The organism is Ruegeria sp. BF7, from assembly GCF_056538605.1.
Genome location: NZ_JBQFTM010000019.1, coordinates 1 through 26541 on the forward strand (window position 1 = coordinate 1; position 26541 = coordinate 26541).

Consider the following 26541-nt stretch of genomic DNA (forward strand, 5'->3'; position numbering starts at 1 on the left):
AACCAGGAACTGGGCGAGCCCTTCCGTCGTGACGCGATGAAAAAACCGGTCGCAGTCGCCGGTATCAGCGAAAACGATATGACACCACAGGTCGGGGTCGCCTAAGCAGATGTCAAACCCGGGCCTAATCGGGCCCGGGTTCCATTGAGCTTTCCGGCCAGGAGGGCGCAATTTTCGCACAAAGGAAACATGATGCAGGCGTTAAATGCATCCCGGACGCCCCTGTCGTGGGCGCAAGATTTCGTTCGCAAGAACGGCCATGGATTTCTGATTTCCGTTGTCGTGGCTGTGGCGGCGCAGTTTCTGTCAGAACACTACGGTGCACCGGCAATGCTGATGGCGCTTTTGCTTGGCATAGCGTTTCATTTTCTGGCCGAGGAAGACACCGGAAGCTGCAAAGCCGGCATCGATTTTACCGCACGTACCGTCCTGCGTTTTGGTGTTGCGCTGTTGGGCGCACGTATTTCGGTTGAACTAATGGTCGGCCTGGGGCCGCAACTGATCGCAGTTGTCATCACGGGCGTCATTCTGACAATCCTGTTTGGGTTGCTCGGTGCGCGTTTGCTTGGACGTGGCTGGCGGTTTGGCATTCTGACCGGCGGTTCGGTTGCGATTTGCGGTGCCTCCGCTGCAATGGCGCTGTCCGCCATTTTGCCAAAGAACGAACACTCCGAGCGCAATCTGATCTTTACCGTCCTGTCGGTGACTGTCTTATCCACGGTTGCGATGATCGCCTATCCGATCCTGACTGAAACTTTTGATTTCGACGATCAAATCTCGGGCGTGTTTTTGGGCGGTACCATACACGACGTCGCGCAGGTTGTCGGCGCGGGCTTTTCGGTTTCGGACGAAGCCGGTGAAGTCGCGACGATGGTTAAGCTGATCCGCGTTGCCATGCTGGCGCCAGTCGTTCTGGTGATTTCGGCGCTCGTACGCCGGTACGCAGAGTTCAGTGAAGAAGAAGGTAAGCGACCCCCGATCCTACCATTATTTGTGGTGGGCTTCCTGATCTTCGCCACCCTGAACTCACTGGGCTTCATCCCCGATGTCGTTTCGTCAGCGATGGCCAGCCTAAGCCGTTGGGCATTGCTGGTATCGATCGCAGCGGTTGGGATGAAAACCTCACTCAAACGTATTCTGGATGTGGGGGGGCAGGCCATCGCACTGATCGTTGCTGAGACCGTCTTTATCGCCGTTCTGGTTCTGGCGGGCGTTTACCTCGTGCATTTTTGAAAGGAAATACCATGAAGCCGTTGGAAGAACTGCTCAGGAATGCAGCGCAATCTCAAAAGAAAATTGCCCTGTCAGAAGGGGCTGACCCCCGTGTCGTCGAAGCCGCGCTTGAAGCCAGGAAAAAGGGTGTCGCACGCGTTGTGCTGGCGGGGGACGAAGATGTCATCTTGGGCCAATTCGCATCGTTGAGCGCCCAACCAGATGACGGAATAGAAATCGCAGACCCCGCCTCGTCAGCACATTTTGATGAACTGGCGGCGTTGCTTTTTGAGTTGCGCAAGCACAAAGGCATTACGCAGGAACAGGCCATTGTTGAAACGCGTAAGCCGCATGTATTCGCAGCACTGATGGTGAAGAAAGGACTTGCGGACGGAACCCTTGGCGGTGCTGTGGCAACCACGGCCGAGATCGTGCGAACTGCCATTCAGGTCATCGGTGTGAAACCCGGCGAAAAGCTTGTATCCAGTTTTTTCCTTATGCTGTTCTGCGAAGGTCATCACGTCAAAAAAGGTGCGCATGTCTTTGCGGATAGCGGTCTTGTTGTCGATCCTTCGGCAGAAGAAATGGCTCAGATCGCGTTGGATTCAGCCAATAGTTTCCGGGCGTTGACGCAGGATACTCCGCGTGTTGCGATGTTGTCCTTCTCGACCCGTGGCAGCGCCAGCGGTGCAGCCGTGTCCAAAGTCGTTGAGGCCACAAAACTGGCCAAGAACGCTGCACCCGACCTTCTCATCGACGGTGAACTGCAGTTTGACGCAGCCTTCGTGCCCGAGGTTGCGGCGAAAAAGGCCGAGGATTCACCACTGGGCGGCAACGCAAACATCTTTGTCTTCCCCAACCTCGAAACCGGCAATATTGCTTACAAGATTGCGCAGCGGGTCGGAGGGGCAGTGGCAATTGGTCCGATCATGCAGGGGCTGGACAAGCCCGCCAATGACCTGTCCCGCGGATGCTCAGCAGAGGATATTTTGCACATGATCGCCGTAACTGCCGCCCAAGCCGAAGCAAATGAAACAAAGACGCAACCGAACCCGGAGGTTTCGTGATGAACATACATGTCATCAACCTGTTCGACGAACCCGCAACCCGCAGCGAACGCCGCCTTTCCGATCTGCCAGATCGCGTGGTAGAGGGGGATCCCTTCCACAAGGTGGGGATGCACTTCACCAGCCCCGACGGAGCACTCTCGGCAGGCACTTGGACATCAACTCCTGGAAAATGGCACGCGTTCACGGACAAGGATGAGTATTGCTATATCGTTGATGGGCATTGCGCCTTGATTCACAAAGACGGGACGCGGCAGGATTTTCGCACCGGAGACAGCTTCATGATCCCAAACGGCTTTCAAGGCTACTGGGAAGTTGTCGAGACAACGACAAAGCACTTTGTCATTCGGGATTTGTCTGAGTAACAAAAATGGTTCTGAAGGTGTCGAGGTTCCGGTCAATTGGGCGGGCCTTTCAGGGTTCCCGAGCCTTCAGCAACGCCCGTTGCTTCTTGGATAGTAGGCTCTTCACTTCGACATTCCGATAGGACCCTCATAGTAACTTAGTTGGCCTTTATTACGTATGGTGGCGAGGCTTTGACGCGCCCGGGATGTTCGAGGAACTCGCAAAACACACTATCATCAAACCTCGGTTTCGACCGATGCTCGGGTGATCTGAAAGGGCCAGTTCGGAGTCAGAACCTGTCAATTCAAACTGTTTCCCGCGTTAGCCTAAAAAACTTCGCGAGCCTCGATACAAGTTCACGCTTCGAAAAAGCCTGCGACAATGCCCCCTTTACTCTCCGTTCGGTCCAACCCCGAAACGGAAGGCAAAGTACGATTTGACATTGGCCAAAAGGGCTTGGGTAAAGAAGATAGGTTCGTCCTCTTGCGCTGCGGCGACACATGTTTCAAGGATAACGTCGACCCAATAGTTGGAGGCGTTGAAGCTTTACGTTGGGAATTGATTGACTACGCTCGCAGCACATACACCATTGCTGGGTTGACCACTGTCGGCGAGAGCTGTCAGTTGCTCGTCCGACCCGGACCAATCGCTTCTGAAGAAGCTTCCGCCAAGTGCATAATTCTTAGTCGTGCCGTAGGAAACAACCTAGGATGAGCCTGCCTGCAGGTCGACTGATGTCGAAAGGGTGCCGACCTGCCAACCACTTTCACCGGGATCGGACTGCACCATGACACTGGCAAGTTTGGTGCCAACGTCGACACACAGGTTCAGTTCGCGCACATCTGTGTCATCTGCGTCAACCGCGTCAACTGCACCGCCGTAATAGCGCAGACCGGGGACTTGCCCTTCAGAGGCAACAGTGAACTCAACTCCCAAATCATTATCGGTCGGGTCGAATGTCACGAGCTGATCTGGCGAGTCTGTCGGACAAAACAGTGTTGAAACCGTTGAGCCACTCTCGCCCACGACCTCAGTTATGGTGACTGTGGCCACTAGCTCGACAGTCGGGTTGAACGCATTTGCGTCCGCCTCTCCGGCGATAGCAAATACAAAGGTGTTCGCGTCCGGATTACTGGCTGTAAAGGTGGCCGTAATCGCTGGTCTAATAACTCTTAGAAACCCCGTGGTTCTGAGTTGTGTCATAGGACACCACAAACCGCTCACCATCGGATGCGTTTTTCGGTGTTGCCGGATCGACGGTCTGCCATCCTGTTTCGCTTGATGCGGAAGTAACCGTTTTGGATGACATCGGAAGATCGGCATCCGCTGCGTCTCAGTAGTATTTTGGCTCTGTCACCTGGCCGACATGCCCATAATCAGAGTCTTAGGTCTGTCGCATCCTCACGTCCTTCGATCAGATCGTTAGCTCGGCTTATGTGATTCTGTCCGCTGCGGATGAGTTGCAGGACAAGTAGCCGTGGCCGACCGAGCTTTGGCCGACAGGTTTCACCGGTTTGAAGATCATCTACTGGTATTGGTTTTATCTCAATACGTTCTTGGGTTACTATAGCCGATACATCATTGCCTCAAAGCCTTGTACGACGATGAAGACCGAGGTTGTGACAGAAACGCAGGGCCTCGCGTTAAAGGCGCCGGGTTGTTATCAGGCAACCGTACTGCATAAACAGCGTCCGCTCAGCGACAACCTGTCCACCTACATTTCCGGCGAACTGTCCGAAAGGCGAATAGGTTCACAAATGGATCACGCGTGTGGCGCGCCAGATCATCCGCAGACGCAAGGCAAGGTCAAGCGTTGCAGTTACTGTCGATACCACGACAGCCTGCAAAACCTTACATCTTCTAAGGTCTGCTTCGGACCAGGCCAGAATACTTTGAAAAAACGAGAAAGGATCAAGCGAAAGACCATCGAGGCCCAGCTCTTACTTCACCGCAGATCCGCCGCACCATCAATGCAACCTGATGAGCCAAACCCCCTTTTGTCAAATCAACCTAAACTGTCCTGTTGAAGCTGACGCCAAACCGCTGTTGGTCACTCTTTCTCACTACGTGACCATTCGCGGTGTGGTCATCTCCTCTAGTCAGGTCGTAGCGCAAGTCGATCCAGAGCCTGCTCAGTGGCCGGAAGGGGGCATTGTTAGGGATAACTAGGTTAAGAACCGCTACCTTGTCGGGACAGGGAGGTCGTGCCGCAGCTTGATCCCAAGCTGGCGGAGATCAATCGGGATATCTTACACGGTGTCCTGACCGGGCTGACAGCGCGCAAGGTTTGGCGAGAGAATGAACGACTGAAACTGGGCGAGATACAGCCGATCGAAACCGAGGTCGCGCTTGAACCGGCGGCGGTGCAGAGGCAGTTGCAAGGTCAGAACGAGGCTTTTAAGTCCCGACGCGCCGTCTTGGAAGGGCGCTAGGCACATTTCAGAGAGCAGATCCAACAGCAACAAGCTCAAATCGACGGCATTATGGCACAATTTGATGCCACTAAGGATCGGGTTGTCCTTGTCGATCGGGAGGTAGGCAATGTCTGCACCCTGTTTGATCAGGGTCTCGTGCACGAGAGCCTATTGTTAGAACTATAAGGCGGGCGGACCGAATTGCGGTGCATCAGTATGACCTGACAGGTATGCGCAACGCGATTCAAGACTCAGAACTTAAGATCAACTAGGCCAGCCAGGAATTCCAGGACTACGTGGTGCTCAAGCTGCGCCAGGATTCGGTTCCCTACATTCGATCAACGCTCGCCCCCGGAACTTTATGGCACGGTGTCTGGCGTGTCCCCGGACAGAGTCGAAGATCTGGAAACAGATCGCCATTTCCATTGGGTAGAAGTCACGTTTCCACCCGAAGAACTGGTCCGCTTAGGACTGTTCGAGCTTATACCGGGTATGCCGGTCAAAGCGTTTTTGAACACAAGAGCCCCTTTGGTTCTGTGCTTCCCTCTCAAAACACTGACGGATCAATTAAAGCATGTCTTTCTGGAAAGCTGATCGGTGTTCGCTCAATCCTTCTTTCGCCAAGTTCGGCCAAAGGCCAAAAAAGTGTTTTGGGCTTCTTAAGGGATAGCGCGCAGTGAATTCTTCACATGCGTTTTTATGGGGGGCGGTTCAGGCCGATCGCTTCCGTTGGTAGTTTCCAAATCGACTCAAATGCTGTGGTTTTGGCTTGTTGGCGGAAAAGACACTCTACTCGCAAAATTTGCATTTTTTCATCCAATGTGCATTTCTTTTTCCATACTATGCTGCAACGCTGCTTGGTCCCGAAGGTTCCTTTGATGAAGAACTCGCCAATGAAAACACAGGTTGTGCCAGTGAAGGTGCCTGAGGCGTTGAAGGGTAAAAGGGCCGGTCTATTCTTCCTGCTGAACCAACTCGAACTTCGAAAAAGTCAGGCCAAATCAGTTGCCTCATCGGATGTTGCGCCTTTAAAAGCACCCTTTCAAATGGCTTCAGAACTTGAGCCGCAGAAGCCGTTTCTACTGACCGACGAGTTTATCTTTTCTTAGTCGAATTCCTGCATTTCACTGGTTTTTGCAAGGGTCTGAACGTGCTAAGTTGTCTTGATGATCGCTGGGAACTCGGACAACCAGGCTGACGGGTTGTTTGAAAGAACAGATTCCGGGCGCGATTTGGGCCTTTCAGATCATGTCTAGCGGTGGGTTTTGGGCAGGAAACCCAACAAGGGCGGCCGCACTTACGCCACGAGCTATGGATCGCTTTCAACGTCATCAGGCACGAAAAAACTCGCTTCGGGTGCCCGTCCGGAAGGAATGAAGAGGGCCTGCCGCCGTTTTCCCGAATTAGCGAACTTAAGGACCGAACCCTCATGTCCCCGTAATCGGAATGCGAAAACACTGCCGATTCCGCTGGAGCCGCCCACCGAATCTGCGAAGGAAAAGCATGCGAACCTCGTTCTGGCGTCTCGGACTTGCCTGAGGAATATTGCCCATGAAAACTGTCGATGCATATCGGTCCATTCAAAGCCCACAGCCAGTTATTGGATGGCCGCGACACTGAAGGATGACGGCCTGAACTTAATGCCGAAGGAATGCACGGAGTTGCTGCGTCGTTTGAAAACACTCCGCTGATTTCGGAGATTGCCACTGCTTTCTGACTGATATCGGTGATCGCGATGGGTTGGAGACATTGCCGGTGCAGTGCGAAACTGCCTTTTTACACAAGAAGAAGTCGTACAACGGAAGGCTGGACGATTTTTTTATGATCCCTGGCCAAAGGCGACCGTTCTCCTAACGTGAGATGAAGGCACCACAACGGTCAGCGCGCGTATGGCTGAACAGTTCAGCCTGGTTGATTTCAGTATCGCAATCAGCAACCTGTTCGACACCGATCAGTAGAATCTCGCCACCCGTTCCGTTCGGAAACATCAGCTAAGCGGGCAAGACATCCCGGTTGTTGACCAAGGGCGCAGGTTCTTGGTCGGGTACTTGGTGACGTTCTGGCCGAATCCCTAAAAACTTTAGCACCGTCGCTTAGAGCAGCAGCCCAATTGTCGATCCTGATGGTCTTTGGGGATTTCGATCAGGTGTACATGCCTGTGTCAGAGTCAGGCGCGCCTTTTGAATCATAGCGCTTGTCGTCAGGGTGAGAGCTTCAAAGTGACTGCAAAATCGAATGTCTGTCCCGACAGGTTTTTTCGATGCTTTCGGAAAGCGCTTTGCCCGGGTAACGGCGGATATTGCAGCTTTGTCCAAAACCGCATTGTCCGACGACGCGCGCATGCGATATCCCAGAAGCCGGCCGTCGCGCGACACCTGAATGGCGACCGTCACACTCCTGCTGTCTTGAGAACCGCGAGGGTACGTTACGATAAAAACTTGTGCAAGTACTGCGGTCACGTCCGTCTCGCTGATACATTGGTTCAGTGCATCGGAAAATGAGGTGCTTGAATCGGTCGTCAAATCGATAGCTGTCTGGACATAATAGTTCCCTTGGCCCTTCGGTTAATCGTTTTGTTCGATAGCAAAACCAGTGCGCCATCATATTTTTTACAATCAAAGAAAAACTCCAAGATAGTCTTGGATTTATTCTAAAGTCGATGAACTTGCTCGGATCAAAAGGGACAGGTTTTGCTGCGTTCAGCAAGGGGCACGGGATCGAATGAGGAATTGGAAACTGTCGTCGTCACCCTTATCAACCGCTTCGAACAAACGGCCCAGCCAAGCCTCATCAAAGGATAAGTCGGCGGTTCCGCGCCGGAAGAATACAGATCCTTTGGTAACGGCTCGACGAAATCCGCGCATCAGGGTTTCTGCGGCGTATCTGAGCATCTGCCGGGTCAGCCAGCAGCAGAGCGCAGGCCTGACCCAATTCAACACGCGAGGATGATCGGGTCTGCAGTGCAACCACGCGTAGATGATTGACGAACTGCATCGCCCGCTCCTGCAACTCGGGCGCACCGAGAGGGTGGACGTCTTCCCTTTTATTTAAACTGCCTGCCTGCATCATGATATGGGACCACTTCAAAACGCAAAGCCTTACAATAGTACTAAGGCATAATCCGGACAGCCACTGATCTGCAAAATGTGAAAACCCGGCAGGTACGGCATTGCGGTCCCGGGTTCGCACCCTACTCAGACCGGAAGCAATAACGAACGCGCTTTGCCAGTTCCCAGGGTAAAACTAACAAGAATCGTCGGGATTTCGGTTAGTTAACTGAAGGCAAAGGGTAATCCTTCGATTTTGGAACAGTTCTAAAAAATGTTAAGATCAACCACCGAAAACCTCGTCCAAGCAAGACGAACATGAAGCCAGGGAGACCATTTATGAAGGGTGACAAAAAGGTAATCGATTATCTGAACAAAGCGCTTCGGCACGAACTGACAGCCGTCAGCCAATACTGGCTTCACTACCGCCTCCAGGATGACTGGGGACTTGGGAGCATGGCCAAGAAAAGCCGGGAAGAATCCATTGAGGAGATGGAACACGCCGACAAATTGATCGAGCGGATCATTTTCCTTGAGGGCCATCCCAACCTGCAAAAACTGGACCCGCTAAGGATCGGAGAGAATCCACGTGAAACTCTGGAATGCGATTTGGCTGCTGAGCAAAGCGCTCGTTCCCTCTACAAGGAAGCGCGAGATGTCTGCAAAGCCGCAGGTGACTATGTTTCCATGGGTTTGTTCGAAAGCTTGATGTCAGACGAAGAAGGCCACATTGATTTCCTCGAAACGCAGTTGGAACTCTATGACCGCGTCGGACCCGAGTTGTTTGCTCAACTGAACGCCACCAAGATGGAAGATGCCGAATAATCAGCGCTGACACCCATTGGCGTGTAGCTTTTCAAGAAATCCAGCATTTTCTTCGGTAAAGCATCATCGCTCCACGAATGTCGTATTATTTCGCAGAAGATCGCCAAATTATGACACTTCAATGCACGCATCTCGCGGCTGCAAATCCGACTCATAAAAGAGAGAATTTGTTAAAGCATTGGGCCGAAAGGATGTTGCTCGGCTCCTTATTTAGGGCCGCAAAACCTTCCTTTAGAAGGCTGTTACGCGACCATTGTTTTTTTCAGTACCAAAAAAGTCATCATGCCCAGCGGGGGAATCTGTCTTTGTTCTTCGACTGAGAGCGCATCCTCTTTCAGCACCGTTTCAATCTCAAAATCGGAATGCCAGCCGATTGTATTTGCAAGTGGCGAAAACACCCTTTCCAGAGAAGCAAGCAGTCCCCGCTCTCGTTGGAAATGGTTCGTAATCACTACTTTGCCACCCGGTTTGCAGACCCTCGCTATCTCCGTCATCACCCTTTCCGGTTCCGGAACGACGGACAGAACGTGCATTGCCACAACCGTATCGAAATGGTTCTCTGGAAAATCAAGCGCGCGGGCGTCCATTTGCCTCAACTCTGTGACATGGCTGAGTGACATAGCTTTTACCTTGTCGCGGGCTTTTTGCAGCATCTCCTCGCTGAAATCGATCCCGGTCACTTGCGTCTCCGGCCCGTAGTGCTCCAGTGACAGCCCGGTGCCGACGCCAACTTCAAGAACCTTTCCAGCGCTTTTGTTTATATATTCAACCGCGTGTTGCCGCCCGGCATTGGTGATAGCTCCAAACGTCTTGTCATAGACGGGTGCCCAACGAGCATAGGAGGTTTGAACGGCTTTAATGTCCATATCGAGTCCTTAACGGTTAGAAGTAGTTTCCCTGTCGAGCCATGCCCACGCGACCATCACCACATATGTGAGACAGAGTGCGATCAGCGTGACCCAGGCAAAGGTCAGGAGCGCGGCACCTGCAACGGCGACGCCAATGAGGAAGTATTTTACGTTTTCACGGGAGATCCTTGTGGTCTTGAATGACCAAGTCGGTATGTGGCTGACAAGTAGAAGACCGATTGTCACCATGTAGAGGCAAATAAAAATACTGGGCAGCAATGGGGCATCCGCGAAAGCGAAGGACAGATACATTGGCATCATGACCAGCAGGGCTCCTGCAGGGGCGGGGACCCCCTCGAAATAGGCGCTGTCCTGATCGCAGGTCTCAGATTTGCTACCCACATTGAACCGGGCAAGGCGCATGACGCAGCACACCGCAAAAAACAGGACTGCAAGCCACGCAGCACTGCGTATGTCCTGCAAGGCCCAGAAATAGAGAACGAGCGGCGGAGCCACTCCGAAGTTCAGGAAATCTGCAAGTGAGTCAAGCTCGGCCCCCAGTTTGCTGTCACTGCTGAGCAGGCGGGCAATACGTCCATCCAACCCATCCAGAACACAGGCGGCAATAATGAGCTGAACCGCAAGCACGTAGTTGCCCTGAACTCCAAATCTGATTGCTGACAAACCCGCGCAAATAGCCGTTATGGTTAACACATTGGGAAGCAAATGGATCAGCGCAAACCCTTTCTCTCCCTGTTCGGATGGTTCTGCCACTGATCCAACTACCTACTTTTCTACGGGTTTGTGCAAACTGGCAAGGACGGTCTCGCCGGCAATCATCGTTTGCCCGACACGCACCTGCGGGTCCACGCCATCGGGAAGATAGACGTCCAGCCTAGACCCGAAGCGGATCAATCCAAATCGCTCTCCGGTTTGCAGCGCGGCGCCGGGTTTTACAAAGCAGACGATCCGTCTGGCCACCAGGCCGGCAATCTGGACAACGGCAAGGTCTTGACCGTTCGTCATGCGGATACGCAGGCTATTGCGTTCGTTGTCTGCGCTGGCCTTGTCCAGGGATGCGTTGAAAAACTTGCCGGGGCGGTAAGCAACCGCGGTAACTTCACCTTCAATGGGCGTCCGGTTCACGTGACAGTTGAATACACTCATGAACACACTGACTCGGGTGAGAGGCGCATCGGTCATCCCAAGTTCGTTCGGTGGCACCGCCGCTTCGATCAGCGAAACCACCCCGTCCGCCGGACTGACGATCAACCCTTCTTCTGACGGCGGCACCCGTTCCGGGTCACGAAAGAAATAGTAGCACCAGACCGTAAGGCCGACGCCAATCCAGCCCAGTACGTCAGACAGAAGAAAAAGGCCGACCGTTATGGCGGCAAAGATTGCGACAAACCGAAAACCTTCCGGGTGCATCGGCTTGATGAACGTATCGCGCATGCGCATCGCAAAATTTCCCTCAGGTCAATTGACGGCTCTTTCATAAGTGGATTGGTAAGGAACGCAAGTGGGACCACCTCTGCCAGCGCCAATCAATGGTAGCTTGGATGATATTATTCGGTGCAATAGACACGAAACTCGCTTCGTGACCACTAGTCATTTAGATTTCGCTACGCAACTGATGCAAGCAGTTGGAGAGACATTGGTAACGGATGACGAGGAATTGCTTCACGCACCGAAGCGCTGACAGGGGTTGGGAGAAAAGTCGGTGGTCGCTGGCGATGCTGTATTGGGCGATTTGTTTCTTAGGATTGGTTGTTTATCAACTCTCTTTGGTACCCGAATAATGCAGGCAGCCCACCCGTGTGGAGCATGACAACTTTCTGCCCGGGTTGAATTTCTCCAGCGCGCACCAAATGCAACAACCCTGCAAAGGTTTTCGCAGAATAGACAGGATCAAGGAAAACTCCTTCGGTGCGTGCCATCTTTTCCAATGCAGCTTTTGTCATTCCACTTAGTTTGCCGTAGCCGGGCGGCAGCGCATCATCCAGAACGTTGACCTTGTCCTGCAATGGCGCCGCGTCGATATCCAGCAAGTCTGCAAGTTTCTGCAGTACAGTATTCATTCGGACCTTTTGCCGATCGCGATTCCTGCGCACGCAGACGCCGAACACAGTGGCGGCATTCTCCTCCAGCGCTATTCCAGTCAACAAGCCTCCATGCGTTGCGCCGCTACCTGACGGTACGACGACTGCGTCGAAACTCGGCATCTGTTGGCACAATTCTTGCCCGGCGACGACATAGCCGAGCGCACCCAAGGGTGGATGGTTCAGTCCCAGGTGAATGACATAGGGTTTGCGCCCTTGAGCCTTCAGTTCTTCGGCGCGTGCATGCAACGCAGCGTCGGCACCGGCTTCGTCCTCGCCTTCGGGGTAGCTCATATGTTCGGCGCCCAGGATCCTTGCCAGAAGCACATTTCCTGAACTGTAGTACTCCTCACCCATATCCGGCACACGTTCTTCCAGTTGCAGGATGGATTGCATGCCCAATTTGGCCGCTGCTGCTGCCGCAGATCGAACAAAGTTGGACTGAACGGCGCCGGTAATCAGAACGGTATCAGCACCTTGCTGAAGTGCATCGCCAAAGTAGAACTCAAGCTGCCGCGTTTTATTTCCACCAAAGCCAAGCCCGGTCAGGTCATCGCGTTTCAGCCAAAGGTCTATGCCCAATTCCGCAGACAGTCGATCCAATCGCTCCAACGGGGTTGGACCTGTCATGAGTTGGGCCCGAGGAAATCTGTCCAGAAAATTTTTTTGTGTCATCGTCTGCCCTTCGATTTTACGCGATCGTAAATGCGCGATGAAAGAGAACACTGCAGGCTATCAACGAAACCACGCGGATAGCCGTTGTGACTAGCGATTGTGGTAAGCAAGGGCCTACCGAGCGTCCGAGAAGGCTGCCAATCAGCGTGAGCACGAGGAAGCCCCATAGTTGCGCGCCATAAGTGAAAATTTGCGTCTCTGAAACGCTGTGCAACAGAAATGCGATGCCATACGCCACCAGCGCAATGGGCTGAACCAGCTTTGCAACTTCTTTGGCTGGGCGGCCTTTTGCAATCAAACCGAAAACCATAAGAGGACCCGGTGTAGCCGCCCAAACGGTTGCCAGCCCAGACAACCCCGAAACAATCGAAAATCCCGCTGTTCCAATTGAGCGGCGCAAGGGCAGCAAGGTCGTTAGAAGCCCGATCAGCAACAGGCTGGCCGTCAAGCCAAGGACAAATGCCTCACTCAGCAAGGGGTAGACGGCGAGACCTGCAATCACTCCGACGAGGCATCCGATGATCGCCGTGCGAATTGTCTGCTCGTCGGCTTTCAGCACGTGCCGGTCTGTCGCTACCGCTGAAACAACGGTGTTCAATAGAAGCAGCACGGGAACAGCCGTCGAAGTACCAAGCAGGATCATCATTGGTGGCCCTGCGATAATGCTAAACCCGATGCCCACGCCGACTTGCAGCATTGCGCCAAGGCCGATGGCAGCCATCAGGATGGCAAGGTCAACGGACACTTATACCCCCAAGGTCCCGCGCGGTACTGCTGTCCCTTTACGCCCAAGGCATGATTCCGGCGTAGGCATTGCGCGTCGCAACGGTATGCGCCATCTGCGCCAGTGTCGTCAAATCGAAGACTGGAAGTTGCAGCACTTCCTGAAGGCGCGCGGCATATGGCGGCAAATCTGTACACTCCAGTACCAGCGACCGAATATCCGGTGCTTGGCGCTTTAATCGCAGCGCGGCCTCAAGGACTTCGGCCTCGATCAGATCAGTATCCATGCGGGTGCGCGCGTTTCGCAAAATCACCTCTGCGAATTCGCTGGTATCCTCTAACCCTTGCACCGCGACGGGAATATCGGCGGCCCCGACACCTTCGAAATGCCTCGGCGTCAGCGCTGACGCATCAGCGGTCAGCACGCCCACTGGAGCATTCGCTCCGGTCATGTGGAATGCCAGAGGCACCTGGATCAGGCTGGATGCGAAGACAGGCACCGAGACTGCCGCCGCCAGTTCCTTTTGAAACAATGCCAGAAAACCGCAGCTTCCGGTGATGGCCCGAACGCCCTCGGCCTCGAGCCGTTTTGCGCCCTCAATAAACGGAGCGAGCAATTCGGGGGTTGGATTGTTTAGCAGGGTAGGGACGGTGACGCCGTCGATCATTTCGTAGAGCACCGGAAACGGCAGGCTGGACGGGTTCTTTATGTGCCCGGGTGGTTTCGGGAAATAGCTTTCAAGGCACAAGACCCCGATTGAAGCCCCGCAGATATTCTGGCCGCCCGTGTAAATTGGCATGGTGCTCAAGTCCTTTCGATGCGGAAGTTAAAACCGGGCCAACGAATATGGCGCCAGATCGATATTCGGCCTGCGCCCTGACACAAGATCGGCCACAAGCTCACCGGTCTTCGGGGCCATCATAAGCCCGTAATGAGAATGCCCGAATGCAGCGTAGAGCCGGTCGTTGCCATTGAGCGGCCCAATTGCAGGCAGGCTGTCAGGGAAAGAGGGGCGCCGTCCCATCCAGAATCGGGCCTGACTTGTATCAAGATCCGGAACCATGGATTTGGCCTGTTCGGTCAGTATCGTTTCCTTGCGCGGATCGGCAGGGGTATTTATGCTGGCAAACTCGGCCGTGCCAGCGATCCGCAGGCCGTCTTGCATTGAACTTGCAACCACCTTTGCGTCGACATCCATGACCGAATTGTTCAGAGCGGCTGAGGGCATGGGAAACTCAACGTGGTATCCTCGTTCAGCAGCCAGGGGCACGGGCAGCCCCAGTGGTTTTAGCAGGTCAGCGGACCACACTCCGGCTGCAATGATAACATGGCGCGCGCGCAGTGTTTCGCCCAACGTGGCCAATTGCCAATCGCCGTCCTCGCCGCGGGTCAGCTTGGTGACTTCAGTCCTTACAATCTCGGCGCCTTGCGCGCGCGCTTTTTCAGCCAGAACTGCACCCACACGCCCTGGAGAGGTCGCGCGGGCCTGGCCTTTGATCACAATCGCGGCCTTGAACTCTTCTGTCAGTGCGGGTTCCATGCGCCGCAACTCCGCACCGCCAATGCGCTCCAAATCGCCGCCTTTTTCCCGGCGGATCAAATAGCCAAGCCCATCCAGGTCGGCCTCTTCCGGGTTGCGGAATGCGTGGATATAGTAGCTATCGGCGATCAGATCTTCGTGCCCGGTGCCATCCAGATGTCGACGGTACAAATCAATGGAGGGACGACACAAAACCTCCATCGCGTCCGAGACTTCGCGAACAGACTTTTCGCTGGACTTACCCAGAAAGCGCAAACCCCATGGGATCATCTTCGGCCAGAAACCCGCCCGGACCGACAGTGCGCTTTTCGGGCCCAGCAGCATTTGGGGTAGTTTCTTCCAAATACCTGGAACTGCCTGCGGAATGATCGACCAAGGTGACACCACGCCCGCATTACCGAACGAGGTCTCTTGCCCCGGTTCTCCCCGGTCCACAAGACGGACCGGTATGCCCCGCTCTTGTAGAGACAGTGCGCAACAGATTCCGACGATCCCTGCGCCGATAATGGTAACTTGCTCTGTCATCGTATCAGGCTGGAGATTGGCTGCGATTGCGCGCGATCAACTGGGTGACGATGACTGGCGAGGCCACTGCCAACGCTATTAGGTCAGCTGTCAGACTCGGGGCAACGAAGATCACCCCGGCGATTGCCATCAGAACACGCGACGCGAGGTTCAGTGGCTTCAGCCAGTAACCTACCACTGCAGCGGACAGGGCAATAACACCGGCTATGCAGCTAGCCGCGGTATATGTGAACTCCCACAGATTAAACCCGGTTGAGGACACAAACAGCAGAACCGGGGCGTAGACAAAGGCCATTGGCGCGATCACTTTGCCCAGTCCAAGGGTGAAGGCGGACAACCCTGTTCGGAACGGGTTCGAGTTGGCAATCGCCGCCGCCGCATAGGCTGAGGTGCAGACCGGAGGCGTGATTTCGGATACCACGCCGTAATAAAGTACAAACAAGTGGCTCGCGATTGGCGGAACGCCTAGTTGCGCCAGCGCAGGCTGCGCGACCGAAACCAGCATGATGTAGAGAGCCGTGGTCGGGATACCTGCACCCATCAGAATGCATACGATGGCGATGAATACCAGCGAGATGAAAAGCTGCAGGTCTTCCATCGCAAACAGCTGGAAGCTACCGAACGAGATCATGTTGTACAGATCGGACGCCAGATTGCCCGCGCCTTGCGTTACCATAAAGCCGATACGAAAGCCGATACCGGTGGTGTTGATTACGCCAACCACGATGCCCACCGCGGCAGCCGCCGCACCCACAGCCAGCGAGTATTTCACACCCAGTTCCACCGCAGCCAGCATCTCGGGCACTTCGATCCGTTTCTGCGGGTTGAGTGTCGCAACCACGGACAGGGCACACAGGATCGCCGTCATGGTCAGGTCGAATCCACCATCTGAGAATTTCCACAGCACGAAGGCGAGAAATGCTGCGGCATAGATCAACGTTGGTGGCTGTTTGATGCGCGACATGCCCGCGATCACGGCAAGAGAAATACCGCAGAAGGCGGACATGAACGGCGTATAGCCTGTGAACAGTACCACCAACAGACCGATTAGCGGTACGATATTGGCCCAGCCTTCGGCCCAAACGGCCTTGAGCTGCGGCAGTTGTTCTTTCGCCAGACCCTGCAGGTTCAGCTTGCGCGCCATCAAATGTACCACGGCGAAGACGCCGACATAGTGCAGGATAGCCGGGAAGATCGCCGCGATCACGATAGTGGTGTACGGGACCTCAAGGAACTCAGCCATGATAAAGGCCGCGGCACCCATGATCGGCGGCGTGATCTGTCCCCCCGCCGAAGACGCGGCCTCGACCCCGCCTGCAAAATGGCCGGGGTATCCAAGGCGCTTCATGTTGGGAATTGTCAGCGCGCCGGTTGATACGGTGTTGGCCACCGAAGAACCCGAGATCGTGCCGAAGAAGGCCGAGGATACCACCGACACTTTTGCCGGACCGCCAGTATAGCGGCCCGCCAAAATGGTTGCGTTGTCGATGAAAAGCTGTCCCAACCCAGTGCGCTGCGCGATCACGCCGAACAGGACGAAGTGGAACACGATGGTCGAAACCACCCAGAGTGTGACGCCGTAGATGCCTTCTTGCGGGAAATACATCGATGATACGAAGGTTTTGAAATTCACACCGGGATGCTGCAGCAAGCCGGGGAAATACGGCCCCAGCAGAGCGTATGAGATAAACACACAGATGATCAGCGGTAGCACCCAGCCTAGCGTGCGGCGCGCAATATCCAGCACAAGAAGGATGATGACGACACCGAGAAACACGTCATATGCGTTTGGGTTGCCCATGCGGAACGTTTGTTCCTCAATTCCCAGTGCCGGGATTCCACGCCAGGCAATACCGACATAGAGCGCAGCAACGATGCCGAGCGCCATGAAGACCAGATCATAAAGGGGTATGTTGCCGATGCGGAACCGGCTGACCTTGAGGGCATAGAGGCTTCTGGCCCCGATAATAGGGATTGTCGCGTAAACCAGAATGAACAACAGGGCCAAATAGATACCCATGTGCCAGTGATCGGCAGGCAGGCCAAAACCTGCGGTGAAGAATTCGTAGAACGCAAAGATCAGGGCAACGACACGCAGCGCTTTGCCAGTGGTGGGCGTAACCTGCCGAACGGCGGCGCCTTCGTCGAACTGTTCCTCAATAGCGGCCAGTTCCTCGGCCGTCAGTTCGTGGTCATCAAGTTTCTGGGTCTCGGACATGATGGCCCCCCGATTTTGCAAAATTCCAGAGTACGGTGCCCCTCGCAGGGGCACCGTCGACAGGTGTCAGTGAGGTGTGGTTACTGTAGAAGCCCGGCTTCTTTATAGAACTTCTCGGCGCCAGGATGCAGCGGAACACCCAACGCCTCGACACCGTCCAGGGCTGTGTCCGGAGTGATCTGCTTACCCTTGGCGTGGCCGTTATCCAGCAGCTTGCGGGTGTTGTCGTTCCACAGGGCCTTGGTCAACTGATACACCAGATCCTCTGACAGGTCCGACGAAACAACCAGCATCGCGCTGACCGCGGGGGTCTTGGTTTCTCCGTCAATACCTTCGTAGACACCACCCGGAATGGCCGAGGGAATATAGGCGGGAATGATCTCGTTGATCTTGGCGAGATCCTCATCGCTGAACGAATGCAAATTCATGCCCTTGGTCGAGGAGAGTTGCACCATAGCGGCAACTGGCCAGCCCGCAGCATAGAAATAGGCGTCCAGCTGACCATCGGCCAGACGCTCGGCGCTCTGGCTGTTGTTCAGCTCGGCTTCGTCCATGTTGTCGCGGTTGACGCCCCATGCGTCCAGCATTTGCAGCACGGCAACCTGTGTGCCCGAACCGGCTTGAGCAATACCAACACGTTTGCCTTCCAGATCGCCCAGATCGTTGATCGTCTGTCCGGCTGGCAGAACCAGATGCAGGTCTTCAGGAAACAGGTTGGCCACGATGCGCAGATTGGGATGAGGCTTACCCTCGAATTTGCCCTCGCCCAGATACATCGAACGCGTGACGTCGGCCGCGGCCAGACCAGCCTCAAGCTCACCGTTTTGCACGGCGGCGTTGTTGAAGACCGACGCGGTGGTGGACTGCGCAATGGCGATCAGGCCGGGAACGCCACACTGCCCGCCCTCTTCGCACGGGCGTGAGCCCGGAGGAGCCGAGATGCCGTTGGCGATGGTGCCGCCAATGGGGAAATAGGTGCCGCCGGCACCACCAGTGCCGATACGGAAAAAGGTCGGGTCTTGTGCCAGCGCGGGGGCGGCCAGTGCGCCTGCCAGAGCAAGGCCAGTCAAGCATTTCACAAATTTCATTGTCGTCTCCGTTGTTGGTTCGTTGGATTCGGTTGGTCCGAACTTCGATCCTGAAAGCCTAAAGGCAAATCGCATAAAAACAAATTTTTTATATTTCATAAAACTAAGGTTTTCCTTATGTATTGGGTATGAACCTGACGCAGCTCACTGTATTCCGAGAGGTGATGGAAACCGGCTCCATCTCTCAGACCGCCAAGAAACTGAACCGCACACAGCCCGCTATAAGTCTTGCGTTGAAGAACCTTGAAAAGACGCTGGGCCTGCCATTGTTCGAACGCAAGGGAAGGCGGCTGGTGCCGGTGCCCGAGGCGCATTATCTGCTTGCCGAGACCACCGGCATCCTGGACCGACTTGCGACGATATCCAGCACAATGGAAGGGCTGATAAAAGGGCATTCCGGCAGCCTCAACATCGCAACAATGCCGGGTCCATCCGCTTTTTTGTTCCCGCGGTTTATTAGCCAATCGGTCGGTGAAAACCCAAAGATACGCATCACGTTGTCTACGCGTAGCTCGCCGCAGATTATGGAGCTTGCCGGGACGCAGAACATAGATTTTGGCTTCGCGGATTTCGAACACTCGGCCGGGAAAGAGCCTCAGTATTCGGCTGAGCTGATCCGGGCGGACTGTTTTTGTGCCGTCGATCGTAACAGCCCGCTTGCTTCCCGCAAGATCTTGACAATCTCCGATCTCGACGGGGCTCCTATGGGGGGGCTGCATGCCACTCATCCATTCCAAAGTAAAATTCGGCAAGAGTTTCAGGATGTATCTGCTAACTACAACCCAACGGTGACCTGTCAGTACTTTCTTCCGTTGATACCCTTTGTGAGTTCCGGTCAGTGTTATTCGATCGTGGATCCGTTGACTGTGGCGACTGAGCTGGAGCTAAATTTTTCGAACGGAAAGATTGCGTTCTTGCCCTTCGAGAAACCGCTCAGATACGAATATGCGCTCCTTGAGCCCGACCACCGACCACCGTCTCAGCTGGCACTAAAGATCAAAGCAGGTTGGAAAGCCGAAGTGTTGAGGATGTTGGAGCAGGTGAACGCAAACCCTAATGCGGTATGTATTGATGAAGCTGGTGGCGAGCGGAGCTGAATTGCCGGCTCCGTTTTTGTCTGCTGTTCGTGGTCTAGCGAGCTGCCATGTATGCATTCAACCGGTATGTATTTCATAAGAAGATGTGCTCTGCTGCATATGCCGAGTGGTGCAAGCTAGCTCGGCATAATGGGCGGCCTGACTGATGCGGCTAAGGGTGGTCTATTTTTGTCTGACAGCACCTTTCTGGCAGCACCTTGACAAGACCTCTGCATTAATTAATTTTATCAGGTAAAATAAATTCCTGGGGTGGTGTCGAATGTACTTGGGATTGGATTTGGGAACGTCGGGTCTCCGCGGGCTTCTGGTAGATGACACCGGTCTTGTCTTCGGTGACGCCGAAGTCAGCGTTTTGACCTTGTCGCCCAAATCCGGCTGGTCCGAGCAGAACCCCCTGGACTGGATCAATGCTTGCCAAGAGGTTGTTAGGCAAATCCGCGCAAACAACGAGGAGGCTTTTTCAAAACTGCGCGGTATTGGCCTAAGCGGGCACATGCATGGTGCGACACTTCTGGATAAAAGAGGTGAAGTGCTAAGACCTTGCATTCTTTGGAATGACACGCGGTCAGCTGACGAGGCAGCGATACTGGATCAAACGCCGGGGATGCGCACAATCTCAGGAAACATAGTATTCCCGGGGTTCACAGCACCAAAGCTCGAGTGGTTGCGTACGCACGAGCCAGATGTGTTCTCAAAGATAGACAAAGTATTGTTGCCGAAAGACTATTTGCGGTTTTGGCTGACAGGAGAATACATTTCGGACGTGTCAGACAGCGCGGGAACATCCTGGTTGGATGTCCAGAATCGGCAGTGGTCGGAAAAAGCTCTTTCCATGGGTCACATGCGGGTCGAACAAGTGCCTCTCTTGGTTGAGGGCAGTGATCCCGGTGGAGAGCTGAAGGATGAGTTGAGACAGGAGTGGGGGCTTTCGTCTCCGGTTGTCCTTGCAGGCGGCGCGGGTGACAACGCTGCGGCAGCTTGCGGAATCGGGAGCATTAACGACGGCGCGGGGTTCGTTTCACTTGGAACATCCGGTGTGTTGCTGGTTGCGAGGGAATCCTATGCGCCTGCTCCGGAAACTGCTGTGCACTGCTTTTGTCATGCCGTCCCCGAAAGGTGGATACAAATGGGCGTCATACTTTCCGCAACTAACAGTATGAATTGGTTGTCGCGAACTTTGGGTGAACCAGTGGAAAAACTCGCTGCAGCGTTACCCGGCAGGTTGAATGGGCCTTCTTCGATCACCTTTCTGCCATACCTTTCAGGAGAACGGACACCGCATAACGACAGCCAGATCCGGGGCGCATTTCTGGGCGTGGACGTGTCGTCCGAACCTAATGACCTAACCCAGGCCGTGATGGAAGGCGTTGCATTCGCAATGAGAGATTGTCTGGAAGCGTTGAAAAGCACCGGAACCCAGCCGCGAAGCCTAATGGCGGTTGGGGGAGGCGCGCGATCCCGGTTTTGGTTGGAAACCTTGGCCACAGTTCTGCAAGTTCCATTGGAAGTGCCCAAAGGTAGCGAATTCGGTGCAGCAATGGGCGCTGCACGCCTCGCAATTTGTGCTGCCAACGGCGCTGAACCGGCGCAAGTCATGACGCCTCCGGAAATCGAAGAATGTATCGAACCGCGCAACGACCTGATTGACGCCTACGAAAACGAATACAGGCGCTATAAGCAATTCTACACGGCGCTAGAGCCACTTGCAGCAAGATGAAACCAAAAACGAATACGCTTGATCAGATTGAAAGGGCTCTTCTTGCCGATGGGGATATGCGCCTTTCTATCCTGAACTACGGGGCCGTATCGCAGGGCTGGTGGTACAAGGGCGAACCGCTCATTCTTGGGTTCGAAGACCCAACAGCGTATCTGACCGATACCCGTTACCTGGGCGCAATTGTCGGGCGGGTTGCAAACCGGATCGGAGGTGCAAAGTTTAACCTGGGAAGCACCAGTTTCCAGCTGAGCGCCAACGAAGGCGAAAACACATTGCATGGCGGAGAGGATGGGCTCTCCAAACAATTCTGGAACCTCGAACAGATTGCTCAGAATGAGGTTTTGCTAAGCTACGTTTCACGCGATGGGGAAAGCGGTTTTCCCGGCGAGATCAGGTTTGAGGTCAGAATCTGCCTGCAGTTTCCGCGTTTGGTTTATTCGATGGTCGCGCAGCCTGACCGGCCAACACCGATAAGCTTGACGCAACATAACTACTACACTTTGGGTGGCTCAAAAGGAATTGATGCGCACAAGCTGAAGCTAGCTTCAAACCGATACTTGGAAATCGACGATCAGGGAATTCCTTCGGGCCAAGTGCGTGCCACCAAAGAAAGCGATCTGGATTTTTCAAAACCCAGAACAATCGGAAGTGTTTCGGAGGCGATCGATCACTACTTCTGCTTCGATCACGATCATGACCCATCGGCTCCGGCCGCTAAGTTCACGGCACCCTCTGGTCTTACATTAAATGCCTATTCCGACCAACCCGGAGCACAGATCTATTCGGGGTACAAAAAGGCAAAACCACTTTGTGTTTCGTCCGCTTTGTGCATTGAGCCATCGGGCTACCCTAACGCACCCAATATCCCATTGTTTCCCTCAGTTATCTGCACCCCAGAGGCACCCTACCGACAGGTGCTTGTTTTAGAAATCTCTGAGGATCAAAATGAGAGCTAGCTCGCTGTTTTTGGCTATCAGCGCGTCGATCGCAAACCTTGGTGGCGCGAACGCTCAGACGTTTGGCCCGCTGCCAGAGTTTCTTGAGCCAGATTTCGCGAGTGTCGAGCTTGGGCGCTTGCTGTTTTATGACCCGATATTGTCAGGGAACGAAAATATCAGCTGTGCGACCTGTCATCATCCCAGGCTTGGCACTTCAGACGGCCTTTCCCTTGGTATTGGGGAAGGGGGGATTGGGCTGGGCGAAGAGCGAAGGTTGGACCCAGAGAACACTCCTGAACAACGTATTCCGCGAAATTCACCCGGGTTGTGGAACCTCGGGGCCACTGAATTTCAGACGTTTTTCCATGATGGCCGACTAGAGGCAGACCCAACGCAACCTGAGGGTATTAGAACTCCGCTGGGCACACACATGAGATCCGGTTTCAAGTCGGCGCTGGCGGCACAAGCAATGTTTCCGGTTTTATCGGCGGACGAAATGGCTGGTCACTACTCCGAGAATGACGTGAGCAAAGCGGTTCGCCTTGGTTTTCTGACACAGCAAGGCGGTGCGTGGGACCTGATAGCGACGCGGGTCGCAGCAGTTCCTGAATACCGCCAGAGGTTTGAAGGTGTTTCGCCGGATGATGGGATCACATTCACGGCAATTGCCAATGCAATCGCGGATTTTATAGCCTTCGAATGGCGCGCGGATAACAGCCCGTTCGACCGCGCAATGCGCGGCGAGGCCGAGTTGCCGCAAGAAGCAGAACTCGGCATGGAGTTGTTCTATGGAAAAGCTGGGTGCAGCAACTGCCACTCGGGTTGGTTTCAGACGGATCACAAGTTTCATTCGATTGCGCTGCCGCAGATCGGTCCGGGTAAAGCGGCGCGATTTGAGAACCACGTCAGGGACGACGGCCGTCTTCGTGTAACCGGTGACCCCGAAGATGGGTTTGCGTTTCGAACGCCATCCCTACGCAACGTGACTCTGACGGCTCCATACGGCCATAGTGGAGCATACGCCCGGCTTGAGGACATGGTGCGCCACCATCTGGACCCGGTGACGTCTTTGCGAATCTACTCGATAGAGATGGCCCTGTTACCTGCTTTTCCGGGATCTGAAGATCGTAATCCGTTGTTGGACGAACTGCACTTGAATGCGATCGCTGAAAGCAACAGCCTGCCAAAAGTTGCACTGACGGATCGAGAGGTAGTCTTACTTCTCAGCTTTCTGAAAAGCTTGGAAGACCCAGCCGAACGGCTAGGGATACCCGATCAGGTTCCAAGCGGACTGCCAGTGGATCGATGATCAACGGTGAATTCGAATGATCTGATTAGAGGGGTGTTCCAGCCATTCGCTAGCCTCTTCACCCGGCCAGATCACGCGAACCTGCGCTCGATCCTCACGCCCAAGTCCAAAATGGTGGAGCCCGGCGATACCACTGGCGTGGCCGCCGCCAACTGTTATCTCGCGAGTTTGAACACCCTGCGAGGTTCTGACTTCGATAAACCCGCCCACTGCTGCACGGTTGGATTGGTTCTGTGCGACATCAAGCAACAACCAATCTCCTCCCTGTGACGTGTTCTGGCTGACTTCCAGTTCCGAACCACGGTTGACGACAACAAGGTCCATACTCCCGTCGTTATTTAAGTCTGCAAGGGCTGCCCCGCGAGATTTCGCCATCGACGCAACGGCGGCGCTTGCCGAGGCTTCAAAGAACGAACCATCAGAGTTTTGCAAGAGCAGGTTGTTGGGATCGTTCAGGGCGGCGTCCGGCATTTGCTCAACATTGCCTTTGGCGACGAATATGTCGTCTCGACCATCATTATTCACGTCACTAAACTGCGCGTGCCACCCGGTTGATGGCCTTCCGTCATTACCGAGATGAGGCCGATGGGCTGTCGTGCCCATTTCATAAGTAGCGTCGCGCCAAGTTGGGCCGTTAGTTTCAGGATCAAAAACCTGAAGTTTTTGGTCGCCCATAGACGTTAGATAGAGCTCGGGAAAACCGTCTCCGGTCAGATCTCGTGAGGCGATCCCCATTCCCCAGATTGAATAGGGTAGCCACCCTTCTTCGAGCGCATACAGCCGTGGTTCCGGTTCCATGGCCCAAAGTTGCTCTTGCCCGCCCCGCACGTAGTAGTGGCGGTCGTTACTGACACGAAGGTCCGCGCGCCCGTTTCGTGCCCAATCAGAAAACAGAATGGAAAGCGAACAAAACCCGGGTGCAAGCTGTTGTGGCTGTCGATAACTGCGCCCTTGGGGGCGATAAAGCAGGGTCGGCCCGCAAGATTGGAATGGGCCTTCGGGGTCGAACCGATCAACATAAGTTCCAAACGCCAAGGTAGGTAAAGACTGCCCATCTTCCCAAGTTGCCGAGAAACCCGTCGTCCAGTGATCCTCGGACTTAAAACCAAGGTTTTCGAAAGGGCTGAATTGGCAGCCCGGATGGCCTTTGAGAAGGAGGTCTTTGCCTACACGCAAGATCGCTAAATCTATTAGGCCATCGCTATCCACGTCCAGCGGATACGCCCCACTTACCCCGGTCAAGGACAGTTGGTCAGGCGTTTGAGCTTTAAAAGAGATCTCTTCCCGCGATGTATTTTTGAACAGTTGAGATTGATTTGATCCACCTGCCAGGAACAATTCGGGCAGTGCATCACCGTTGCAATCGAAAACGGCCAAGCCACCGCCAACGAAATGCTCCCAGCCGCCATCGTAAACATGCGACGGAACTTCAATGCTCACAAACTCGGGGATTCTTGTCTCCGCGTTGGCGACTGTGGCAAAAACCGATAATGCCGCAAGATCAAATCGCATTTGCTGCAAGTTCCTTAACTCTGAGGATCGAAATTTGTTCAATCCCGTACGCTGCTGCGCCTTTGGCCCACATCAGGTCACCCCAATGGTGCACTTTGATATCAGGCAAAGGCGCGTCTACGCTGACGACGCCACTTCGAATGCGGGTCATGACCTCATCCGTACAAAGGTGTTCAAAGCTCTTTTGCGGGCCTGACACGATGATACACTCTGGATCGAACAGATTGATCAGATTGGACACTCCAAGTCCGAACATCTGACCCGCTCGGGCAAGCACCGAAGCCGCTCTTTCATCTCCAGAAACTGCGCGATCCTGTATGTCGGACACTGTCTTTAGTTCGTTGTTTTGTCCTGTGACTGTCATTTCCCGGATTAAAGCGTAGTCCCCGACATAGGCTTCAAGGCATCCGCGTTGACCACACTGACACAGGGCTCCGTCAAGTTGCACTTTTGTGTGTCCAAACTCTGCCCCGCAGCCTCTTTCTCCACGGTACAGTTTGCCATCGAGAACGATGCCAAGACCAACACCATGTTCGATCGTGACGACGAGAAAGTTTTTCAGACCGTTACCCAGCCCAAACAACTGTTCGGCTTTCGCGACAAGGTTGGCATCGTTCTCTACGAATGCGGGGCAGGGCAATTGGTTTGAGAGTAAGTTGCTGAAATCAATGTTTCTTTCGGTTATCGATGATGACCAGTGGACAAAGTTTCTGCTTGCATCGACCTGGCCGGCTACCCCGATAGAAATGCCCGCCAGTTGTTCGACTGAGCCATCGATTTTTGCGCAGGCTTCCGTAAGCGCATTGTGGATGGTCGAAACAAACTCTGCAGGCGGCATTCTGGCGTTGTTTAGGGGAAACTTGTGCGAAGTGACTTCGTTGCCCTCAAAATCGACCAGAATGATCGATATCATCTGCCGTGCCACCTTTAGCCCCGCCACAAGGAAAGACTGACCGTCCAATTGCAGCAAGATCTTGGGTCGGCCTCTTTTTCCGGACTTTGATTGCGCTTCGGCTTCAATCTCTTTGATTAGCCCCGCTGAGATGAGATCGGCAGTCGCCGCTGTCACGGTTGCAGGGCTGGTCTGCAAGGCCGTTGCGATCTCGATTCGCGGAACGGCACCCTTTGATCTGATGTGCTCCAACACCCGCAGGCGGGTTGTGTTTCTTTGTTCCAAAGAAATCGGTGAGGCTTTGCTTTTCAGCATCTTGTACTCGCGAATCTATTTGTTGGTCTAATCTATTTGAGATTTCGCGCGTCTTGTAGACTAAATATTTTACCGACTGAAATAAATATGATATTCAGAACTGTGAGAGCCGCGAATCGTGATGCGATGGC

The 26541-nt window shown here is 54.2% G+C and carries 25 protein-coding genes; 11 read left to right on the top strand and 14 right to left on the bottom strand.

What is annotated here, in order from left to right; translation table 11 throughout:
* The first annotated feature begins 189 nt into the window (after nucleotides 1–189).
* The 3 genes from ACR0IK_RS21685 to ACR0IK_RS21695 are packed head-to-tail and all read left to right on the top strand — an operon-like array spanning nucleotide 190 to nucleotide 2644.
* Complete coding sequence (locus ACR0IK_RS21685) at nucleotides 190–1233, top strand: YeiH family protein (protein ID WP_480643223.1); 1044 nt, start codon at nucleotides 190–192, stop codon at nucleotides 1231–1233.
* Nucleotides 1234–1244: 11 nt separating this feature from the next.
* A complete protein-coding gene (gene pta / locus ACR0IK_RS21690; protein WP_480643224.1) occupies nucleotides 1245–2279 on the top strand; it encodes a phosphate acetyltransferase in 1035 nt (344 codons plus the stop codon).
* Complete coding sequence (locus ACR0IK_RS21695; RefSeq protein WP_480643225.1) at nucleotides 2279–2644, top strand: cupin domain-containing protein; 366 nt, start codon at nucleotides 2279–2281, stop codon at nucleotides 2642–2644. Before pta ends, ACR0IK_RS21695 begins: the two co-directional genes overlap by 1 nt.
* Nucleotides 2645–3329: 685 nt before the next feature.
* On the opposite strand, the gene ACR0IK_RS21700 is transcribed toward ACR0IK_RS21695, so the two are convergent.
* Nucleotides 3330–3827, bottom strand: coding sequence for a DUF4082 domain-containing protein (locus tag ACR0IK_RS21700; RefSeq protein ID WP_480643227.1), 498 nt, complete (start codon nucleotides 3825–3827; stop codon nucleotides 3330–3332).
* Nucleotides 3828–4138: 311 nt separating this feature from the next.
* On the opposite strand from ACR0IK_RS21700, the gene ACR0IK_RS21705 reads away from it, so the two are divergent.
* Nucleotides 4139–4651 (top strand): hypothetical protein, encoded by a 513-nt coding sequence (locus ACR0IK_RS21705; RefSeq protein WP_480643229.1) that lies wholly within the window; start codon nucleotides 4139–4141, stop codon nucleotides 4649–4651.
* Nucleotides 4652–4873: 222 nt separating this feature from the next.
* Here the strand turns inward: ACR0IK_RS21705 and ACR0IK_RS21710 are convergent, their stop codons facing one another.
* Nucleotides 4874–5200, bottom strand: coding sequence for a hypothetical protein (locus tag ACR0IK_RS21710; protein ID WP_480597209.1), 327 nt, complete (start codon nucleotides 5198–5200; stop codon nucleotides 4874–4876).
* A gap of 156 nt (nucleotides 5201–5356) precedes the next feature.
* Between ACR0IK_RS21710 and ACR0IK_RS21715 the strand changes: the two genes are divergently transcribed.
* Both ACR0IK_RS21715 and ACR0IK_RS21720 read left to right on the top strand, forming a co-directional pair.
* Nucleotides 5357–5632 (top strand): beta-barrel domain-containing protein, encoded by a 276-nt coding sequence (locus tag ACR0IK_RS21715; protein WP_480643291.1) that lies wholly within the window; start codon nucleotides 5357–5359, stop codon nucleotides 5630–5632.
* Nucleotides 5633–5931: 299 nt separating this feature from the next.
* Nucleotides 5932–6147 (top strand): hypothetical protein, encoded by a 216-nt coding sequence (locus ACR0IK_RS21720; RefSeq protein ID WP_480597211.1) that lies wholly within the window; start codon nucleotides 5932–5934, stop codon nucleotides 6145–6147.
* 984 nt (nucleotides 6148–7131) lie between these two features.
* On the opposite strand, the gene ACR0IK_RS21725 is transcribed toward ACR0IK_RS21720, so the two are convergent.
* Nucleotides 7132–7497, bottom strand: coding sequence for a TonB family protein (locus tag ACR0IK_RS21725; protein ID WP_480643230.1), 366 nt, complete (start codon nucleotides 7495–7497; stop codon nucleotides 7132–7134).
* 927 nt (nucleotides 7498–8424) lie between these two features.
* On the opposite strand from ACR0IK_RS21725, the gene bfr reads away from it, so the two are divergent.
* A complete protein-coding gene (gene bfr / locus ACR0IK_RS21730) occupies nucleotides 8425–8910 on the top strand; it encodes a bacterioferritin (protein ID WP_480643231.1) in 486 nt (161 codons plus the stop codon).
* Between the two features lie 242 nt (nucleotides 8911–9152).
* Here bfr and ACR0IK_RS21735 read toward each other — a convergent pair whose 3' ends face one another.
* The 9 genes from ACR0IK_RS21735 to ACR0IK_RS21775 all read right to left on the bottom strand — a co-directional run bounded on the left by ACR0IK_RS21735 (nucleotide 9153) and on the right by ACR0IK_RS21775 (nucleotide 18630).
* Entirely contained in the window at nucleotides 9153–9776 is a 624-nt protein-coding gene (locus ACR0IK_RS21735; RefSeq protein WP_480643232.1) for a class I SAM-dependent methyltransferase, read from the bottom strand.
* 9 nt (nucleotides 9777–9785) lie between these two features.
* Nucleotides 9786–10532, bottom strand: a complete 747-nt coding sequence (pssA, locus tag ACR0IK_RS21740) for a CDP-diacylglycerol--serine O-phosphatidyltransferase (RefSeq protein ID WP_480595811.1) — start codon at nucleotides 10530–10532, stop codon at nucleotides 9786–9788.
* Between the two features lie 12 nt (nucleotides 10533–10544).
* Nucleotides 10545–11219 carry a phosphatidylserine decarboxylase gene (locus ACR0IK_RS21745; RefSeq protein WP_480643234.1) on the bottom strand — a complete coding sequence of 225 codons (675 nt, stop codon included), beginning with the start codon at nucleotides 11217–11219 and terminating at the stop codon, nucleotides 10545–10547.
* Between the two features lie 299 nt (nucleotides 11220–11518).
* Nucleotides 11519–12490, bottom strand: a complete 972-nt coding sequence (locus tag ACR0IK_RS21750; protein WP_480643235.1) for a D-cysteine desulfhydrase family protein — start codon at nucleotides 12488–12490, stop codon at nucleotides 11519–11521.
* Between the two features lie 61 nt (nucleotides 12491–12551).
* Entirely contained in the window at nucleotides 12552–13256 is a 705-nt protein-coding gene (locus ACR0IK_RS21755; RefSeq protein ID WP_480595817.1) for a TSUP family transporter, read from the bottom strand.
* A gap of 61 nt (nucleotides 13257–13317) precedes the next feature.
* Nucleotides 13318–14058 (bottom strand): aspartate/glutamate racemase family protein, encoded by a 741-nt coding sequence (locus ACR0IK_RS21760; RefSeq protein ID WP_480595819.1) that lies wholly within the window; start codon nucleotides 14056–14058, stop codon nucleotides 13318–13320.
* 27 nt (nucleotides 14059–14085) lie between these two features.
* Nucleotides 14086–15324: an NAD(P)/FAD-dependent oxidoreductase gene (locus tag ACR0IK_RS21765; RefSeq protein ID WP_480643237.1), complete on the bottom strand. Its 1239-nt coding sequence runs from the start codon at nucleotides 15322–15324 to the stop codon at nucleotides 14086–14088.
* Nucleotides 15325–15328: 4 nt separating this feature from the next.
* On the bottom strand, nucleotides 15329–17542 hold the full coding sequence (locus tag ACR0IK_RS21770; protein WP_480643239.1) for a TRAP transporter permease: 2214 nt from the start codon (nucleotides 17540–17542) through the stop codon (nucleotides 15329–15331).
* Nucleotides 17543–17622: 80 nt separating this feature from the next.
* Nucleotides 17623–18630 carry a TAXI family TRAP transporter solute-binding subunit gene (locus ACR0IK_RS21775; RefSeq protein ID WP_480643241.1) on the bottom strand — a complete coding sequence of 336 codons (1008 nt, stop codon included), beginning with the start codon at nucleotides 18628–18630 and terminating at the stop codon, nucleotides 17623–17625.
* 128 nt (nucleotides 18631–18758) lie between these two features.
* Here ACR0IK_RS21775 and ACR0IK_RS21780 point away from each other — a divergent pair, with 128 nt between their 5' ends.
* From ACR0IK_RS21780 to ACR0IK_RS21795, 4 genes are all read left to right on the top strand, one after another.
* Nucleotides 18759–19727, top strand: coding sequence for a LysR family transcriptional regulator (locus ACR0IK_RS21780; protein WP_480643243.1), 969 nt, complete (start codon nucleotides 18759–18761; stop codon nucleotides 19725–19727).
* Nucleotides 19728–19986: 259 nt separating this feature from the next.
* On the top strand, nucleotides 19987–21444 hold the full coding sequence (xylB, locus tag ACR0IK_RS21785; RefSeq protein WP_480643245.1) for a xylulokinase: 1458 nt from the start codon (nucleotides 19987–19989) through the stop codon (nucleotides 21442–21444).
* Complete coding sequence (locus tag ACR0IK_RS21790) at nucleotides 21441–22400, top strand: aldose epimerase family protein (protein ID WP_480643247.1); 960 nt, start codon at nucleotides 21441–21443, stop codon at nucleotides 22398–22400. The genes xylB and ACR0IK_RS21790 overlap by 4 nt, the downstream gene beginning before the upstream one ends.
* The gene (locus ACR0IK_RS21795) at nucleotides 22390–23691 is read left to right on the top strand and encodes a cytochrome-c peroxidase (protein WP_480643249.1); all 1302 of its coding nucleotides are present in this window, start codon (nucleotides 22390–22392) and stop codon (nucleotides 23689–23691) included. Before ACR0IK_RS21790 ends, ACR0IK_RS21795 begins: the two co-directional genes overlap by 11 nt.
* Here ACR0IK_RS21795 and ACR0IK_RS21800 read toward each other — a convergent pair whose 3' ends face one another.
* Together ACR0IK_RS21800 and ACR0IK_RS21805 are read right to left on the bottom strand one after the other, a co-directional pair.
* The gene (locus tag ACR0IK_RS21800; protein ID WP_480643250.1) at nucleotides 23692–25203 is read right to left on the bottom strand and encodes a CRTAC1 family protein; all 1512 of its coding nucleotides are present in this window, start codon (nucleotides 25201–25203) and stop codon (nucleotides 23692–23694) included.
* Nucleotides 25193–26410: an ROK family protein gene (locus tag ACR0IK_RS21805; RefSeq protein ID WP_480643251.1), complete on the bottom strand. Its 1218-nt coding sequence runs from the start codon at nucleotides 26408–26410 to the stop codon at nucleotides 25193–25195. The genes ACR0IK_RS21800 and ACR0IK_RS21805 overlap by 11 nt, the downstream gene beginning before the upstream one ends.
* Between the last annotated feature and the right edge of the window lie 131 nt (nucleotides 26411–26541).